Raw genomic sequence first — 16876 nt, 5'->3', positions numbered from 1 at the left:
TCCACCGACCTCGATGCTCAACGCCCGGTGAAAGCGGCCTTTCCCGGTCCGTTCGCGATGAAGGATTCCATCCCGACGGTGCGGTCCTCGGTGGCGAACAGAGCCGCGAACTGCTGTGCCTCGACGCGCAGTCCGTTGGTCAGGTCGACGTCCAACCCCTGATCTATGGACGCCTTGGCCGCAGCCAGAGCGCGTGACGCTCCGGTCGTGAACTGCCCCGCCCATGCGCGTGCCGCGTTGTACACCTCGTCCGGCGCAACCACCTCGTCCACCAAACCGATGCGCAGGGCCTCCTCGGCTCCGACGAAACGGCCGGTGAAGACCATGTCCTTGGCGCGACTGGGCCCGATCAGACGGGCCAGGCGCTGCGTGCCGCCGCCCCCGGGAATGACTCCGAGCAGCACCTCGGGAACGCCGAGCTTGGCATTGTCTCCGGCGATGCGTCGGTCCGCGCCGAGCGCGACCTCGAGTCCACCGCCCAGTGCGTATCCGGTCACTGCGGCCACGACCGGTTTGGGAATCGTGCTGAGCGAGCCGAGGGCGGACTGCAGTTCCGCCGCGATATCGGTCATCTCGATGACGGACATTGCCGCCATTTCCTTGATGTCGGCACCGGCCGCGAACACCTTTTCGCCGCCGTAGACGATGACCGCTCTGACGTCGGAGTTCACGGTGGCCTCGCGTGCCGCAGCCCGGATCTCCTCCTGCACCTGACGATTGAGCGCGTTCATCGGTGGGCGATCCAAGCGAATGGTGCCGATACCGTCGGATACGTCGAGAGTCACGAACTCAGCCATGGCCGAAGGCTACCGCGCCCGAGTTCAGCGATCCGACCAGGGATGGACCGTGCCCGCGTAGTACGCGTCCTCGCCGTCGAACTCCACTCGGACGGTGCCGTTCTCCCGGGTCAGGACGGGCAGGACCGCCGCGATCGTCTGCTCGTGATCGAGAACGTCGGCCACCGTGTCGAATCGGCCGAGCGCATCGAGCTGGCTCCACGTCGGTGGCAGCAGGACGGTGGTCCCCGAACGCCAGTCCGTCAACGCGTCCTCGGCCGAACGCCAGCTCACCGACGCGGCCTCGCTGGTCTCACCGTCGGCGTTCTGACCCTCGGGGAGCACGGCAACGAAGAACCTCGTGTCGTACCGTCGGGATTCACCGATCGGGGTGATCCAGTGCGACCACGGCCGCAGCAGATCTGCTCGCAGAACCAGATCGTGGTCGGTGAGAAACTGGGCGAACGACAGCTCCCGGCGTTCCAGTCGACCGCGTTCCGCAGAGAACGGGGCGGTGTCGGCGACCACCGAATCCGCCGTCGGACCGGCCAACAACACGCCGCACTCCTCGAACGTCTCGCGTGCCGCTGCGCACACCAGCGCCTGCGCCTTCCACTCGTCGGTGCCGAACCGGTCGGCCCACCACGACGGCGGCGGACCTGCCCACTCGATGTCCGCGGCCGCATCCGACGGATCCACGCCGCCACCGGGAAATACCGTCATGCCGCCCGCGAACGCCATCCCGCCGACGCGTTCGAGAAGGAACACCTCGATGCCGGGTTGAGATCGGCCGTCACGGATCAGGATGACGGTCGACGCATCACGTGCTGGAACGGGATCCGCGGCGGTGCTCGAGCTCATCTCCGCAACGTACCGCTGAGCCGGTGCGCCCGGGCACGGGGTCCGCTCTAGCGGCGGTGCGCCCCGGCAGCGCGCGTGCGCCGCGCGAAGTAGCGACCGTCGACGCGATCGAGGGTGATCGACTGGCTGAATGCCTCGGTCAGGTTCTCCGCCGTGATGACGTCGTCGACCAGGCCTTGCGCAACCACGCCGCCCTCCTTGAGGAGTAGTGCGTGGCTGAAGCCGGGCGGGATTTCTTCCACGTGGTGGGTGATCAGCACGGTCGCGGGAGCGTCGGGGTCGGCGGCCAGATCGGCCAACCGGGCTACCAGTTCCTCGCGGCCACCGAGATCGAGGCCGGCAGCGGGCTCGTCCAGCAACAGCAGTTCGGGGTCGGTCATCAGGGCACGGGCGATCAGTACACGCTTGCGCTCACCCTCCGACAGGGTGCCGTAGGTCCGCGTCGCCAGATGTTCGGCCCCGAGGCTCTCAAGCATCTCGACGGCCCGTTCGGTGTCGATCGCGTCGTACTTCTCCCGCCAGCGCCCCAACACGGAGTAGCCGGCGGACACGACCAGATCGGAGACCAGTTCGTCGGCAGGGATTCGGTGCGCCAACGAGGACGACGACAAGCCGATTCGAGGACGCAGTTCCGAGACATCGGTTCTGCCCATCACCTCACCGAGGACGTGAGCGACACCGGACGTGGGATGGATCTCGGCGGCAGCGATACGGAGCAGCGACGTCTTACCTGCACCGTTGGGCCCGAGCACGACCCACCGTTCGTCCAGTTCCACCTTCCAGGTGACGGGACCCACCAACGTCACGCCACCTCGGCGGACTACGACATCGGTGAAATCTACGAGCAGGTCGGGATCCGGTTCAGACACGGCTCCTATCCTCCCGCACACTCCCCGCGCAGACACGGCAGGATGTGCACGCGTGTCGCCCATTGACGATGTACCTCGCACCTCCCGCCGTCCCGTCGACGGGGTCACTCGCGTGAACCCGCCCGGGCAGCCGTTCCCTCTGGGTGCCACTGCACATCCCACTGGTACGCAATTCGCAGTCCACGCTCCCGGTGCGGATGGCGTCGAGGTATGTCTGATCGACCCGGACGGCGGCGAGCGGCGCGTGGAGTTGACCAACCGGACTTTCGGCATCAGACATGCCTTCGTCCCTGACGTCGGGCCAGGCGTGCGGTACGGCTTTCGCGCGCACGGCACCTGGGATCCCCACTCGGGCCGACGATTCAACGGGGCCAAGATCCTGCTCGACCCGTCCGCCCGCCAGGTGTCCGGTGACTTCGGGGATCCCGCGGCCCTGTTGGCCTACGAGGACGACCCGTTCGGAGCCCCCAGCAGTCGCGATTCCCTCGGCCACCTCCCGCTCGGCGTCGTCCGCGGACCGTCGGACAACGGCGACCGGCCGGTGAGGCCTGCCGTTCCCTGGGACAGAACCGTGCTCTACGAATTGCACGTCGGGTCGTTCACCGCGCGCCACAACGGCGTACCCGAACACCTCCGTGGCACCTACCTCGGGCTCGCGCAACCGGCCGTACTCGAACACCTGGCTCGAACGGGCATCACGTCGGTCGAATTGCTGCCGGTCCACACCACGTTCACCGAACCCGGGGTACGCGCTCGAGGGATGCGAAACCATTGGGGCTACTCCACGGGCGCGTATTTCGCTCCCGATCCGCGTTTCGCCGCCGTACGAGGCAACGAAGTGGACGAGTTCCGGACGATGGTCGACGCGTTGCACAGCGCAGGGATCGAAGTGATCCTCGACGTGGTCTACAACCACACGTGCGAATCCGCGGTCGACGGGCCGTCGATCAGTTGGCGGGGTCTCGACGCGCCGGGGTACTACCTGCTCGACGGTCGCGGATCCGACGTCGACCTGACCGGTTGCGGCAACACACTCGATTCGGCGTCTCCCGCCGTGGTCCGCATGGTGTGCGACAGCCTGCGGTACTGGGTGCAGGACATGGGCGTGGACGGATTCCGATTCGACCTGGCCAGTACGCTCGGCCGACCGGGCGGTTGGCGATTCGATTCTCGTGCACCGCTGTTGACGGCGATCGGTACCGATCCGGTGCTGTCGGGCGTCAAGTTGATCGCCGAACCCTGGGATGCGACCGGTGCCGGATATCAGGTGGGCAACTTCGGGGTCATGTGGTCCGAGTGGAACGACCGCTACCGAGATACCGTGCGAGGATTCTGGGCCGGCCATCACGGAGTGCGCGAATTGGCTTCCCGCCTAGCCGGTTCCGAGGACCTCTATGCCGGCAGCGGTCGACTGCCGTGGGCGTCGATCAATTTCGTCACCGCACACGACGGATTCACCGCACACGATCTGGTCTCGTACGAACGAAAGCACAACGAAGCCAACGGCGAAGAGAACAGAGACGGCACCGACAACAACTCCTCGGTCAACTACGGCGTCGAGGGTCCGACCGACGATCCCTCCGTCCTCGACGACCGTGGGCGACACGTCCGTGCTCTGCTTGCCACCCTGACGCTGTCGACCGGAACACCGATGCTGCTCGCAGGTGACGAACTCGGCCACAGCCAGGGCGGAAACAACAACGCGTACTGCGTATCTCACGATGCACCGGCATCCGACGCCTGGGCAGTCGACTGGGACAGCGCGGATCAGAACATGATTCGATTCGTGGCGCGCCTGCTGCGCGTACGTGCGAGCGCCCCGACACTGCGTCAGCAGGAGTTCTTCACCGGCCGGGCGACGCCGACCGGTCGACCGGACCTCGTCTGGTTCGATTCCGCCGGAATCGAATTCGATCACGACAGATGGAACGACGATTCGGTGCGCACGATCTCCGCCTGGGTCGACGGGTCCGACGTGCGTTCCTACGCCTCCGACGGCGGGCAGGTGGACGACGCGAGTTCGTTGCTGATCTTGCATTCCGGCGGTCCCGCCGAGATCACGCTGGCCTGCCCCAGTTGGTCGTCGTCTCGATTCGTGCCCGTCCTCGATTCCTCTCGCGTGGACGGCGTCCCACCCGATACCACTGCACTGGAGGCAGGTTCGAAGATTTCGGTGACCGGCTCGACCGTTCTCGTGTTCCGCAGCGCCGGTAGGTGAGTCATGAACAGCTGCACGAGCGGTCCTACCCCGAGCGCGTAGAGCACCGTACCCACACCGAGAGTTCCGCCGAGCAGCCAGCCGGTGAGTACCACTGTCAGTTCGATTCCCGTGCGAGTGAGGCGAATCGACCATCCGGTGCGCGCCACCAACCCGGTCATCAAACCGTCCCGGGGGCCCGGGCCCATTCCCGCACCGATGTAGAGCGCCGTGGCGAAGGCATTGACGACGATGCCCGACACCATCGCCAGTATCCGAACGATCGGCCCGTCCAGATGGGGCAGGATCGCCGACGTCGTATCCACGGCGACAGCGATGACGATCACGTTGCTCACGGTCCCCAAACCCGGACGCTGCCGCAGCGGTATCCACATCAGGAGCACCGCCACGCCGGTGATGGCAGTGATGGTTCCGAAGCTGAGCGACAGGTGCCGCGACAGACCTTGGTGGAACACATCCCAGGGGTTGACGCCGAGCCCACCGGCGATCATCAGCGACATGGACGCGCCGTACAGCCACAGGCCGACGTAGAGCGCCGTCAGGCGAGACGGGAGACGACGGCCGGCGACGCGTAGCGGTGAGAAAGGCATGGTGTCAGTGTCCGGCCACTGGATACCTCGTTCGATAGCCAGTTGCGCGACAGTGGACCCCCCGGCCGATGCTGCGTTACGTCCGGACAGCGATCACGGTCGTCGAACCGGGAGCCACTTCGGTGAAACCAGCATCTCGGACTGCGACGGCGCGACCCGCGCGGACCTCGTCCAGCGCGTGCGCCCACTGCTCCGGATCCGCCGATCGAACCGAACAGGCGAAACCGGAATCGGCCCAGGCTCGACAGTCGTCGAGGCTCATCGCACCGGCCAGCAACATCGACGCATGACCCACCTGCGCCGCGGCCTTGCCCACCGTCATCGACAGGGACGCGTCGATCCACAGCACCGGACCGGCGCTCGGCGGTGACTCTTCTTCGGCCGGTACGTCGGTGCCGCCGATCTGAAGACGCTTGATGCGCGGATCCAGATCGCCGACGCGGCCCGGCACGAAAGCACGGGCCGAAGCGTTCCCGACTTCGACCGTGACACCCGGGACTTCCTGCGCCGCAGTCCATTGCGCGCCGCGGGCACGGCGGGCCACCTTCCTGATCCGCGCCGAGGTCCACGCGACGAAAGGCTCGTGCCACGAGGCGTCGACACCGACCCGTGGGTCGAGGCACAGCGCCACGACGGCGCGGGCGGCGGCTTCGAGTAGGTCGTTGCGCACCGGCGGATCGGCCTTGGGTATGTGCAGCACCATGGGCATCGCCAGAACCTCCGACGGGTCCTCGGGATCCTCGGCACCGCCGTAGCCGCGGGCCAATTCGGCGTGACGCGAGGCGAACGTGTTGGCGTCCGAGAACTGCTCGGGTTCAGCCGTATCGGACGTCGACCCGGCACGGTCCCGATCGACGGAGTCGCCGACGGCGGGGGCGTCGGTCATGGGATCGGGACGCGGCGGACTCCCCCGTCGACGGCATCCGCGGCTTCGATCTCGTTTCGGGTGACCCCGAGAATGAACAGGACGGCGTCCAAGTACGGGTGTGAGATCGCAGTATCGGCGATTTCGCGTAGCGCGGGCTTGGCGTTGAACGCAACGCCGAGCCCGGCCGCGGTGAGCATGTCGATGTCGTTGGCACCGTCGCCGACCGCGACCGTCTGCTCCATCGGCACTCCGGCTTGGGCGGCGAACTCCCGCAGTGCGGTCGCCTTCGCAGCACGGTCGACGACGTCGCCGATGACGCGACCGGTCAACTTCCCGTCGACGATCTCGAGTGTGTTGGCCTTCACATAGTCGAGTTCGAGTTCGTGAGCCAATCCCTCGATCACCTGGCGGAATCCACCCGATACGACACCGCAGGCGAATCCGAGACGCCGAAGCGTCCGAATGGTCGTTCGAGCCCCTGCCGTCAGCTCCAAGCTGTCGGCGACGTCGTCGATGACGGATGCGTCGAGGCCGGCCAGCGCGGCGACACGCTGTTCCAACGACTCGGCGAAGTCGATCTCCCCGCGCATCGCAGCCTCGGTGACGGCACGTACCTCGTCTTCGCGCCCGGCCCGGGCGGCAAGCATCTCGATGACCTCGCCCTGGACCAACGTCGAGTCCACGTCGAACACGATGAGTCGTTTCGACCTCCGTGCGATGCCAGCTCGTTCCACTGCGATGTCGACGCCGATTCCCGCTGCGATCGCGGCGAGGCCGGTGCGTAGCTGGAGGTCTGCCTCAGGCGAGGTGTCGGTGGCGGTGACCTGAAGTTCGAGGCCCGTCACCGGGTAGTCCGCGATCCCACGGATGGAATCGATATTGGTCCCCTGCCGGGCCAATTCCCTCGAGATGGTGCTGAACGCTCGCGCGGTGACCGGACGGCCGAGCACGACGACGACATGCGTGGCCAGCGTGCGTCCACCGTTCTGTGCCGCGTCGATTTCGACATCGACATGGACGCCCACGGTGGCCATCGCGTCTTCGAGTTCTTCCTGGAGCGCCTCGGGATCGCGTGGACAGGTCAGCAACACCCCGAGGGTCAGCCTGTTGCGGATGACCACCTGCTCCACGTCGAGCAGGCTGACGTCGTGCCGCGACAGGGCCGCGAACAGCACCGATGTGACACCTGGTTTGTCGGGTCCCGTCACCGTTACCAACACCGCAGTGTCGCTCGATCTCACCGAATCTCCCTTTCGCACTGTCCCCCCATTACTGGTGTGCCCTGCTCGTGTCCCGCGACTGCCGCCGAACGGGCCGGACGCGCAGGAAAGATTGTCGCAAGCGAAGAGCCCCGCCCGGTAGCCGGGAGGGGCTCTCGCTGTGCTGTGGACTACCGGGGATCCGGGTCGCCCGAACCTTCGTGATCGCTGGTGGCGATCGGAGCCCGGCGGGCCTGTTCGAGTACCGCGGTGGTCTTGCCACCGTGAGCACCAGGACCGACGTGCGCTTCGGACCGCATCCGCTCGACCATGTGCGGGTAGTGCAGCTCGAACGCCGGACGCTCGGAACGAATCCGGGGCAGCTCGGTGAAGTTGTGCCTCGGGGGCGGGCACGAGGTGGCCCACTCCAACGAGTTTCCGTAACCCCACGGATCGTCGACGGTGACGACCTCACCGTATCGGTACGACTTGAACACGTTCCAGACGAACGGCAGCGTCGAGGCACCGAGGATGAACGCACCGATGGTCGAGATGATGTTCAGTTCGGTGAAGCCGTCGGACGGCAGGTAGTCGGCGTAGCGACGCGGCATGCCTTCGTTACCGAGCCAGTGCTGCACCAGGAACGTCGCATGGAATCCGAAGAACGTCAGCCAGAAGTGCCACTTGCCCAGAGCCTCGTCCATCATCCGGCCCGTCATCTTCGGGAACCAGAAGTAGATTCCTGCGTAGGTCGCGAACACCACGGTGCCGAACACCACGTAGTGGAAGTGGGCGACGACGAAGTACGTGTCGGTGACCTGGAAGTCGATGGGAGGCGAAGCCAACAGCACACCGGTCAGTCCGCCGAACACGAACGTGATCAGGAAGCCGATCGAGAACAGCATGGGCGTTTCGAGCGTGACCTGTCCGCGCCACATCGTGCCGACCCAGTTGAAGATCTTCACACCGGTCGGAACAGCGATGAGGAATGTCATGAACGAGAAGAACGGCAGCAGTACCGCGCCGGTGGCGTACATGTGGTGGGCCCACACGGCGATCGACAGTGCAGCGATGGCGATCGTCGCGTAGATCAGACCCGAGTAACCGAAGATCGGCTTGCGGGAGAACACCGGGAACACCTCGGACACGATTCCGAAGAACGGCAACGCGATGATGTAGACCTCGGGGTGCCCAAAGAACCAGAACAGGTGCTGCCACAGCAGCACTCCGCCCGTTGCCGGGTCGAAGAGATGCGCGCCCAGGTGGCGGTCGGCGGCAAGGCCGAGCAGTGCGGCGGTCAGCAGCGGGAACGCCAGCAGGATCAGAATCGACGTGACCAGGATGTTCCAGGTGAAGATGGGCATCCGGAACATCGTCATACCGGGGGCGCGGAGGCAGATCACCGTGGTGATCATGTTGACGCCACCGAGGATGGTTCCCAGACCGGCGACGGCGAGGCCCATGATCCACAGGTCGGCACCGACACCGGGCGAGTGCAGAGCAGAGGTGAGCGGCGTGTACGCCGTCCATCCGAAGTCGGCTGCGCCACCCGGGGTGATGAAGCCGGCCGTGGTGATCAGCGCACCGAACAGGTACAGCCAGTAGGAGAACGCGTTGAGACGCGGGAACGCCACGTCCGGCGCACCGATCTGCAGCGGAAGAATGTAGTTGGCAAAGCCGAACACGATCGGCGTTGCGTACAGCAGCAACATGATGGTGCCGTGCATCGTGAACAGCTGGTTGTACTGCTCGTTGGACAGGAACTGCATCCCCGGCACGGCCAACTCGGCGCGCATCAACAGCGCCATCAGTCCACCGACGAGGAAGAAGGCGAACGACGTCGCGATGTACATGATCCCGAGAACCTTGGGATCGGTTGTGGTCACCGCCTTGTGGATGAACGAACCCTTCGGTCCCATCCGCGGCGGGAAAGGCCGAGCAGCATCCACCGCGGGAGCGGGCCTAGGCGCTAGGGCAGTCACAGATCCTCCTGATTGCGCGTCCGACCCCGAATCACGAGGCGACGTCACTAGTCGTGCGCTACTCGAATCGTAGACCGTCGGACCGACGCTTGCCGAACCGGTCCTACCGTGTGTCGTATTGGATTCGATCGAACCATGGTTCGGGGTGCGATCTGCCTGCGCCGTCGGCCTTTACGAGCCCTCCGACACACCCCGGAACACCGTGCGAGCAGATGGCCGAGAAGGGTCCGCGGCAGTGCTCTGCGCGAGGCGATTTCCGTTACTGTGTGAGACCACCCGACCCGCAGAAAGAAGTTCCGCGTTGCCACTTCGACCACGACTCCCCCGCCGGTTTTCGCCACACACCACGGGCACGGCGGCCGCTGTCTGTCTGATGGCAGCCGTGGCGTTGACCGGATGCTCCGACTCCGCGACCGAGGACGACGCATCCACCATCGTTCGCAGTACGACGAACATTGCCGGAGCGGGGGTGGTCGGTAACAACCGGGACACCGTCGGACTGTGTCCCGCACTTGCCCCACTCGACCCGACTGGAGTCGAGGGCGATACGCGCCCCGTCGGGCACGCCGAGGGCATCAGTGCCATCCCGGCCGATCCACAGCGCATCGTCGTCCTCGACGCTGCAGGCCTCGACGCCAGCTGCGCGGTCGGGATCTGGGAACGCGTCGTCGGCGCGGCCACGCTCGACCCCGACTTCCGGGGAGACGGAGACCAGCCGCTGTACCTGGGTACCGGCCTGGCGTCGGTTCCGTCGGTCGGCCCGGTCGGTGCCCCCGACCTCGATGCGATCGCCGCCCTCGCCCCGGACCTGATCCTGGGGGCCGATTCTCTCGGATCCGATACCTACGATTCGCTGACTGCCATCGCGCCGACCGTGTTCACCGCGACCGGACAGGGATGGAAAGACACTTTTCTGCAGTCCGCAGCCGCCTTGGGTCGAGGCCAGGCAGGATTCGACCAGCTCGCGTCGTTCTCCGCGGATGCCGAACGCGTCGGTCGCGAGATCGATGCAACCCAGACGCAGGCGTCGGTCATCCGATTCGATGCCGATTCCGTCGAGGTCGACGGCCAGGATTCGTTCGCCGGCCAGGTGCTCGCCGAGGTCGGCGTGGCACGGCCACAGAATCAGCGTGACACCGGTTTCTCGGTCGAGCCCGGCAACCTGGAGCCCGTCGAGGGCGACATCGTCTACGTGCGATTCGCGGGTCCGGACGGCGAGACCTTCGGCCGTGAGGTGATGGACGGCGACGCGTGGCACGCTCTCGGCTCGGTCACCGACGGGCGGGTGTTCGCGGTGAACGACACGGTCTGGTCGGGCAGCGGGGTCGTCGCGGCGCGGGCCGTTCTGGCCGACCTGTCCGCTTCTCTGAACGCCTACGTGTCCTGACGCGATGCCTATCCCGGACTTCGTTCAGGCGCTGCGCAGCGTCGTCGGCACGTCCCCGCTGTGGCTGTCCGGCGTCAGCGCAGTCGTTCTCGACGACGATCGGCGCGTGCTGCTGACTCTGCGGGCAGACAACAACACCTGGGCCGTGGTGTCCGGAATCCTCGAACCCGGCGAGGAACCTGCACCCGCCGCGCTGCGTGAGATCGGTGAGGAGACCGGTGTGGACGCCACGATCGTGCGCCTGACGAGCGTCGACGTGACGGAGCCCATCACGTACCCCAACGGCGACGTCGCGCAGTATCTGGACATCACGTTCCTCGCTCGCTACACCGGCGGCATTCCTCATGTCGCCGACGACGAGAACCTCGATGTGGCCTGGTTCGAGCTCGATGGCCTACCCGAAAACCTCACGGCCACGTCACGATTGCGGATCGAGAAGGCCATCGCCGACGACCCGTCGGCGTGGTTCCGACGCTGACTCCCCCACCGCCCCGAGACCGCAGCTCCATCGAACCGTCCCCCACTCGGTCGATAATGTGATATCACTTTAGTATCACTCACGAGAGGGAGGTTCCGATGTCCGTACCCACTACCGTCGCCGAGAAGCCGACGGGTACTCCGAACACCACCATCGCCGAGCGCACCGGCTGGGATCTACCCGGCTGGTCGATGCTCGGCATCGGTCTCGTGTTGTTCCTCGGCGGAATCGCCACGTTCGTTCTCGGACTCGTCTTCTCCGTCGTGGCGCTCATGGCCGTCGGAGTCGCGCTGTTCGTGCTGTCGTTGCCGGCACTCATGGGATTGACTCTGGTGCAACCGAATCAAGCTCGTGTTCTGCAGCTACTCGGCAGTTCGTACAGCGGAACGCTGCGCACACCGGGGCTACGCTGGACCAATCCGTTGACGTACCGCAGGGCCATCTCGACGCGCATCCGCAACCACGAGACCGGCCAGTCGAAGGTCAACGACGCCGACGGCAATCCGATCGAGATCTCCGCCATCGTCGTCTGGCAGGTTGCCGATACCGCCCTGGCGTCGTTCCAGGTCGACGACTACGAGGAGTTCGTGGCCGTTCAGACCGAATCTGCCGTTCGGCATATCGCCGGTAGCTACCCGTACGACGCCGAAGGACGAATGTCGTTGCGCGAGAACGCCGACGAGATCACCGCCGCCATGTCGGAGGAGGTACACGCGCGGGTGAGATCGGCAGGCGTCGAGGTGATCGAGACCCGCATCAACCGTCTTGCCTATGCTCCGGAGATCGCGCAGGCCATGCTGCGACGCCAGCAGGCCGGAGCTGTCATCGCGGCGCGTCAGCAGATCGTCGAAGGTGCGGTGGGAATGGTGGAGATGGCACTCTCGAAGCTCGAGGAGAAGCACGTCGTGGAACTCGACGAGGAGCGGAAAGCGGCGATGGTGTCGAACCTGCTCGTGGTGTTGTGCAGCGATCGCGATACCCAGCCCGTCGTCAACACCGGATCGCTGTACCAGTGAGCCATGGCCGTCGAGCGTAAGAAAATTCTGCTTCGGCTGGACCCAGCGGTGCACGACGCTCTTGCCCGGTGGGCCTCCGACGAGCTTCGAAGCACCAACGCTCAGATCGAGTTCCTACTGCGTCGAGCACTGAGCGAGCAGGGCCGAATGCCGAAGGAGGCCAGAGACATTCGCGCGCCGGGCCGCCCACCGAAGGAGTGAGCGGCCCGGCGCGAGGATGGGTTTCTAGAAGTCCCAGTCCTCGTCTTCGGTGTTGACGGCCTTTCCGATGACGTACGAGGAGCCCGACCCGGAGAAGAAGTCGTGGTTCTCGTCGGCGTTGGGTGAGAGAGCCGACAGAATTGCCGGGTTCACATCCGTCTCGTCCTTGGGGAACAGGCCCTCGTAGCCGAGGTTGTTCAGTGCCTTGTTGGCGTTGTAGCGCAGGAACTTCTTGACGTCCTCGGTCAGACCGATCTCGTCGTACAGATCCTGGGTGTACTCGACCTCGTTGTCGTACAACTCGAACAGCAGCTCGAACGTGTAATTCTTGAGCTCTTCGCGCCGCTCCTCGCTGACCTTCTCGAGGCCCTTCTGGTACTTATATCCGATGTAGTACCCGTGCACGGCCTCGTCACGAATGATCAGCCGGATGAGGTCTGCCGTGTTGGTCAGCTTGGCGCGCGAGGACCAGTACATCGGCAGGTAGAACCCGGAGTAGAACAGGAACGACTCGAGGAGCGTCGACGCCACCTTGCGCTTGAGCGGGTCGTCACCGTGATAGAAGTTCAGCACGATCTCGGCCTTGCGCTGAAGGTTGACGTTCTCCTCGGACCAGCGGAACGCATCGTCGATGTCGCGGGTGGAGCTGAGGGTGGAGAAGATGGAGCTGTAGCTCTTCGCGTGCACCGACTCCATGAACGCGATGTTGGTGTACACCGCCTCCTCGTGCGGAGTGATGGCGTCGGGAATGAGGCTGACGGCACCGACCGTCCCCTGAATCGTGTCCAGCAGGGTCAGTCCGGTGAACACGCGCATCGTCAGCTGCTTCTCGACGGCGGTCAGAGTGGCCCACGACGGGATGTCGTTGGACACCGGCACCTTCTCGGGCAGCCAGAAATTACTGGTGAGACGCTCCCAGACTTCGGAGTCCTTGTCGTCCTGGACCCGATTCCAGTTGATCGCGGTGACACGATCGATGAGCTTCACCATGGGTGCCTACCTACAGGTCGATGAGCGAGAAGTGAGGACGGAGCTACGTGAAAAGTCGCTGACACGAACACTACCCGTTGTGTCCGACATCAATAGCTAACACAAGATCTGTGTCGTGCGCGTTTTGCGTACCTGGAGGGGCGCACAACGCGCACGACGTGAGTTCGCCCTCCCAGCCCTCACGTCGAAGAACCTGCGCCACGTCTCCTGCGACGCCGCACGGATCGCTGCTGACCTCCTCGTACCCGAAAACGAGTCGCGCACGCCCGGCGAGTTCCGAAGCATTGTCACGTCGCCGATCGCGGAATGCGACCCCTTGCATCGAATGGAACCGACGACCGTCCAGGCGCACGGTCAGCGTACGAGATCCAACTCGGTACACGACGTCCTCGTAGAGTGTCCGCCCGTCGACCTTTATCTCGCTCTGCCGTTCGGCAGCAGGGAGCCCGTGAGCCTCTTCGACGTTGGTCGCATATTCGAGTTCGAGAACAGACTGAACGCCGTTCGCGAGCAAGTCGACGGCTTCGGTCAGCGCTGTGAGATACCGGTACGGCCTGCGGACAGCGATCTGCTTCCGAACGTCCGTCAATCGAATTCGCCGCTGAGTCACCGACGACACCAAGCTGTGGAAAGCCTGCCTCGGCGTAGGTTCCGACACCGCCAGATCGAGTGCAGTGTCCACCAGCGTCGTTCGCGGCATATCCCCTGTTACGCCGATGTGCCGGTGCGCACGAGATCGGTGCACCACCACTCCGGGATGCAGCGATAGTCCGATGCCCGCCACCAGCCTCGTTCCGACCCTGGGGACCGAGCGCAGCGTCGGGCGCTGATTGCATGCAGACTTTCCGTACGGCACGGTGACGTGGACGGCCGAATCGGGATCGGGCCGTCGCAATCCCCATTCTTCGGCTGCGGAGCGGTGGCTCAGCATTGCGTGCCCACCTCCGTACAGAAGCGCTGCCATCAGGATCCGATCCCGAGTCAACGGCCCGGTGAAGATCGAGTAGACGCCGCGCAGAACAACGATCCACGCGCCACTCTCCACTAGCTTGCGGACTCGATTTCGGCTGTACCCCAACTTCGTGACCTGCGACTGCGTGAACAGCCCCCACTGCGTGTCGATCAGAACCTGAAGTTCTCGACCGTCCCCCCCGACCATGTTCCATGGCCGGCCATCCTGCCCAGTGGGTACGACAACTTCCGTCGTGCGCGTTTTGCGCCCCTCCAGGTACGCAAAACGCGCACGACGGCGAAGCCCTACAGCATGCAGGAAACGCAGCCCTCGACCTCGGTGCCCTCGAGGGCCATCTGACGCAGACGGATGTAGTACAGCGTCTTGATGCCCTTGCGCCATGCGTAGATCTGCGCGCGGTTGATGTCGCGGGTGGTGGCCGTGTCCTTGAAGAACAGCGTCAAGGACAGGCCCTGATCGACGTGTTGCGTTGCGGCAGCGTAGGTATCGATGATCTTCTCGTAGCCGATCTCGTACGCGTCCTGGTAGTAATCCAGGTTGTCGTTGTCGAGATACGGTGCCGGGTAGTAGACGCGGCCGATCTTGCCTTCCTTGCGGATCTCGATCTTCGACGCCACCGGGTGAATCGACGAGGTCGAGTTGTTGATGTACGAGATCGAGCCGGTCGGCGGAACGGCCTGCAGGTTCTGGTTGTAGATTCCGTACTCCTGCACCGACGCCTTCAGCGCGGCCCAGTCGGCCTGGGTCGGGATGGCGACGTCGGAGTCGGCGAACAACTTCGCGACCTTCGGTGTCGCAGGCTCCCACACCTGGTCGGTGTACTTGTCGAAGAACTCTCCCGACGCGTACTTGGAATCCGGGAAACCCTTGAAGTACTGGCCGCGAGCCTTGGCCAGCTGGTTCGAGGCCTGGATGGCGTGGAACAGCACCGTGTAGAAGTAGATGTTGGTGAAGTCGATTCCCTCGGTCGAGCCGTAGTGAATGCGCTCGCGGGCGAGGTAGCCGTGCAGGTTCATCTGACCCAGGCCGATCGCGTGAGAGTCGTTGTTGCCCTGCTCGATCGACGGTACCGAGAAGATGTGGGTCTGATCCGACACCGCAGTCAGACCACGGATCGCCACCGCGATGGTCTTACCGAAATCGGGCGAATCCATCGTCTTGGCAATGTTCAGCGAGCCCAGGTTGCACGAGATGTCCTTGCCCACATGGCTGTACGAGAGGTCGTCGTTGAACGTTGACGGCGTCGAGACCTGGAGAATCTCCGAGCACAGGTTGGAGTGAGTGATCTTGCCCTTCACCGGGTTCGCACGATTGACGGTGTCCTCGTACATGATGTACGGGTAGCCGGACTCGAACTGCAGCTCGGCGAGAGTCTGGAAGAATTCACGCGACTTGATCTTGGTCTTGCGAATCCTCTTGTCGTCGACCATCTCGTAGTACTTCTCCGAGACATTGATGTCGGCGAACGGCACTCCGTAGATGCGCTCGACGTCGTACGGCGAGAACAGGTACATGTCCTCGTTCTTCTTCGCCAGCTCGAACGTGATGTCCGGGATGACGATTCCGAGGGACAGCGTCTTGATGCGGATCTTTTCGTCGGCGTTCTCACGCTTGGTGTCGAGGAACTTGTACACATCGGGGTGGTGCGCGTGCAGGTACACCGCGCCCGCGCCCTGGCGTGCCCCGAGCTGGTTGGCGTACGAGAACGAATCCTCGAGCAGCTTCATGATCGGGATGACACCGGACGACTGGTTCTCGATCCGCTTGATCGGCGCACCTGCTTCGCGAATGTTGCTCAGCAGCAATGCAACTCCGCCGCCGCGCTTGGACAGCTGCAACGCGGAGTTGATGGATCGTCCGATGGACTCCATGTTGTCTTCGATGCGGAGCAGGAAGCACGAGACGGGCTCGCCGCGCTGCTTCTTGCCCGAGTTGAGGAAGGTGGGCGTCGCGGGCTGGAATCGGCCGGCGATGATCTCGTCCACGAGATCGGTGGCCAGGGCTTCGTCACCGGCCGCCAGCGTCAATGCCACCATGCACACACGGTCCTCGAAGCGTTCGAGGTAGCGCTTACCGTCGAACGTCTTGAGCGTGTAGGAGGTGTAGTACTTGAACGCGCCGAGGAAGGTCGGGAATCGAAACTTCTTCGAGTACGCGTGGTTGATCAGGAACTTCACGAACTCACGTGAATACTGGTCCAGAACCTCGGGCTCGTAGTAGTTCTCCTCGACCAGGTAGTCCAGCTTCTCGTCCAGGTCGTGGAAGAACACGGTGTTCTGGTTGACGTGCTGCAGGAAGTACTGATTGGCAGCTTCGCGGTCCTTCTCGAACTGGATCTCACCGTTGGGCCCGTAGAGATTGAGCATCGCGTTGAGCGCGTGATAGTCCATGTCACCGTCGCTGCGAACGGTCGCGGGTGCGGGTGCTGCGTCGGTGATGGTCGGTGCCACGGCGGTGCTCCTACTGGT

14 protein-coding genes and 1 pseudogene are annotated in these 16876 nt (G+C 64.4%); 5 read left to right on the top strand and 10 right to left on the bottom strand.

Annotated features, from left to right (window positions below; genetic code table 11):
• Nucleotides 1–17 precede the first annotated feature (17 nt).
• Genes CH278_RS16625 through CH278_RS16615 form a run of 3 tightly spaced genes read right to left on the bottom strand, consistent with a single transcriptional unit; the run spans nucleotide 18 to nucleotide 2506 of the window.
• A complete protein-coding gene (locus CH278_RS16625; protein WP_094622404.1) occupies nucleotides 18–797 on the bottom strand; it encodes an enoyl-CoA hydratase/isomerase family protein in 780 nt (259 codons plus the stop codon).
• 24 nt (nucleotides 798–821) lie between these two features.
• Nucleotides 822–1637 (bottom strand): NUDIX hydrolase, encoded by an 816-nt coding sequence (locus tag CH278_RS16620; protein ID WP_094622403.1) that lies wholly within the window; start codon nucleotides 1635–1637, stop codon nucleotides 822–824.
• Between the two features lie 47 nt (nucleotides 1638–1684).
• Nucleotides 1685–2506, bottom strand: a complete 822-nt coding sequence (locus CH278_RS16615) for an ABC transporter ATP-binding protein (RefSeq protein WP_027496614.1) — start codon at nucleotides 2504–2506, stop codon at nucleotides 1685–1687.
• A 61-nt stretch (nucleotides 2507–2567) separates the two neighbouring features.
• Between CH278_RS16615 and glgX the strand changes: the two genes are divergently transcribed.
• The gene (gene glgX, locus CH278_RS16610; protein WP_094622509.1) at nucleotides 2568–4724 is read left to right on the top strand and encodes a glycogen debranching protein GlgX; all 2157 of its coding nucleotides are present in this window, start codon (nucleotides 2568–2570) and stop codon (nucleotides 4722–4724) included.
• A gap of 11 nt (nucleotides 4725–4735) precedes the next feature.
• Here glgX and yczE read toward each other — a convergent pair.
• The 4 genes and pseudogenes from yczE to ctaD form a co-directional block, all read right to left on the bottom strand.
• Nucleotides 4736–5314, bottom strand: a pseudogene (gene yczE, locus CH278_RS28300) (membrane protein YczE); the annotation flags it as partial.
• Between the two features lie 76 nt (nucleotides 5315–5390).
• Complete coding sequence (locus CH278_RS16600; RefSeq protein WP_094622402.1) at nucleotides 5391–6200, bottom strand: aminoacyl-tRNA hydrolase; 810 nt, start codon at nucleotides 6198–6200, stop codon at nucleotides 5391–5393.
• On the bottom strand, nucleotides 6197–7423 hold the full coding sequence (gene serB / locus CH278_RS16595) for a phosphoserine phosphatase SerB (RefSeq protein ID WP_027496610.1): 1227 nt from the start codon (nucleotides 7421–7423) through the stop codon (nucleotides 6197–6199). The genes CH278_RS16600 and serB overlap by 4 nt, the downstream gene beginning before the upstream one ends.
• 149 nt (nucleotides 7424–7572) lie before the next feature.
• A complete protein-coding gene (gene ctaD, locus CH278_RS16590; RefSeq protein WP_027496609.1) occupies nucleotides 7573–9363 on the bottom strand; it encodes an aa3-type cytochrome oxidase subunit I in 1791 nt (596 codons plus the stop codon).
• Nucleotides 9364–9736: 373 nt separating this feature from the next.
• On the opposite strand from ctaD, the gene CH278_RS16585 reads away from it, so the two are divergent.
• The 4 genes from CH278_RS16585 (at nucleotide 9737) to CH278_RS16570 (ending at nucleotide 12445) form a co-directional block, all read left to right on the top strand.
• The gene (locus CH278_RS16585; RefSeq protein ID WP_052067034.1) at nucleotides 9737–10750 is read left to right on the top strand and encodes an iron-siderophore ABC transporter substrate-binding protein; all 1014 of its coding nucleotides are present in this window, start codon (nucleotides 9737–9739) and stop codon (nucleotides 10748–10750) included.
• 4 nt (nucleotides 10751–10754) lie between these two features.
• Entirely contained in the window at nucleotides 10755–11228 is a 474-nt protein-coding gene (locus CH278_RS16580) for an NUDIX hydrolase (protein WP_094622401.1), read from the top strand.
• 98 nt (nucleotides 11229–11326) lie between these two features.
• Complete coding sequence (locus CH278_RS16575) at nucleotides 11327–12244, top strand: SPFH domain-containing protein (RefSeq protein ID WP_179274440.1); 918 nt, start codon at nucleotides 11327–11329, stop codon at nucleotides 12242–12244.
• Nucleotides 12245–12247: 3 nt separating this feature from the next.
• Nucleotides 12248–12445 (top strand): hypothetical protein, encoded by a 198-nt coding sequence (locus CH278_RS16570; protein ID WP_032370750.1) that lies wholly within the window; start codon nucleotides 12248–12250, stop codon nucleotides 12443–12445.
• 24 nt (nucleotides 12446–12469) lie between these two features.
• Here the strand turns inward: CH278_RS16570 and nrdF are convergent, their stop codons facing one another.
• From nrdF to nrdE, 3 genes are all read right to left on the bottom strand, one after another.
• Nucleotides 12470–13435 carry a class 1b ribonucleoside-diphosphate reductase subunit beta gene (gene nrdF, locus CH278_RS16565; RefSeq protein WP_057477537.1) on the bottom strand — a complete coding sequence of 322 codons (966 nt, stop codon included), beginning with the start codon at nucleotides 13433–13435 and terminating at the stop codon, nucleotides 12470–12472.
• Between the two features lie 70 nt (nucleotides 13436–13505).
• The gene (locus tag CH278_RS16560) at nucleotides 13506–14594 is read right to left on the bottom strand and encodes a type IV toxin-antitoxin system AbiEi family antitoxin domain-containing protein (RefSeq protein WP_256991860.1); all 1089 of its coding nucleotides are present in this window, start codon (nucleotides 14592–14594) and stop codon (nucleotides 13506–13508) included.
• Nucleotides 14595–14692: 98 nt separating this feature from the next.
• Complete coding sequence (nrdE, locus tag CH278_RS16555) at nucleotides 14693–16858, bottom strand: class 1b ribonucleoside-diphosphate reductase subunit alpha (RefSeq protein ID WP_032370748.1); 2166 nt, start codon at nucleotides 16856–16858, stop codon at nucleotides 14693–14695.
• Between the last annotated feature and the right edge of the window lie 18 nt (nucleotides 16859–16876).

The organism is Rhodococcus sp. 05-2254-5 (assembly GCF_002258575.1).
Lineage (GTDB): Bacteria > Actinomycetota > Actinomycetes > Mycobacteriales > Mycobacteriaceae > Rhodococcoides > Rhodococcoides fascians.
The sequence above is the reverse complement of the archived record's forward strand: the minus strand, read 5'-3'. Positions and strand labels throughout refer to the sequence as shown.

Excerpts from the sequence above, each read along its gene's own strand:
- CH278_RS16625 (WP_094622404.1), bottom strand. The coding sequence starts at position 797 with ATGGCTGAGTTCGTGACTCTCGACGTATCCGACGGTATCGGCACCATT.
- CH278_RS16620 (WP_094622403.1), bottom strand. The coding sequence starts at position 1,637 with ATGAGCTCGAGCACCGCCGCGGATCCCGTTCCAGCACGTGATGCGTCG.
- CH278_RS16600 (WP_094622402.1), bottom strand. The coding sequence starts at position 6,200 with ATGACCGACGCCCCCGCCGTCGGCGACTCCGTCGATCGGGACCGTGCC.
- CH278_RS16585 (WP_052067034.1), top strand. The coding sequence starts at position 9,737 with ATGGCAGCCGTGGCGTTGACCGGATGCTCCGACTCCGCGACCGAGGAC.
- CH278_RS16580 (WP_094622401.1), top strand. The coding sequence starts at position 10,755 with ATGCCTATCCCGGACTTCGTTCAGGCGCTGCGCAGCGTCGTCGGCACG.
- CH278_RS16575 (WP_179274440.1), top strand. The coding sequence starts at position 11,327 with ATGTCCGTACCCACTACCGTCGCCGAGAAGCCGACGGGTACTCCGAAC.
- CH278_RS16570 (WP_032370750.1), top strand. The coding sequence starts at position 12,248 with ATGGCCGTCGAGCGTAAGAAAATTCTGCTTCGGCTGGACCCAGCGGTG.
- nrdF (WP_057477537.1), bottom strand. The coding sequence starts at position 13,435 with ATGGTGAAGCTCATCGATCGTGTCACCGCGATCAACTGGAATCGGGTC.
- CH278_RS16560 (WP_256991860.1), bottom strand. The coding sequence starts at position 14,594 with ATGGTCGGGGGGGACGGTCGAGAACTTCAGGTTCTGATCGACACGCAG.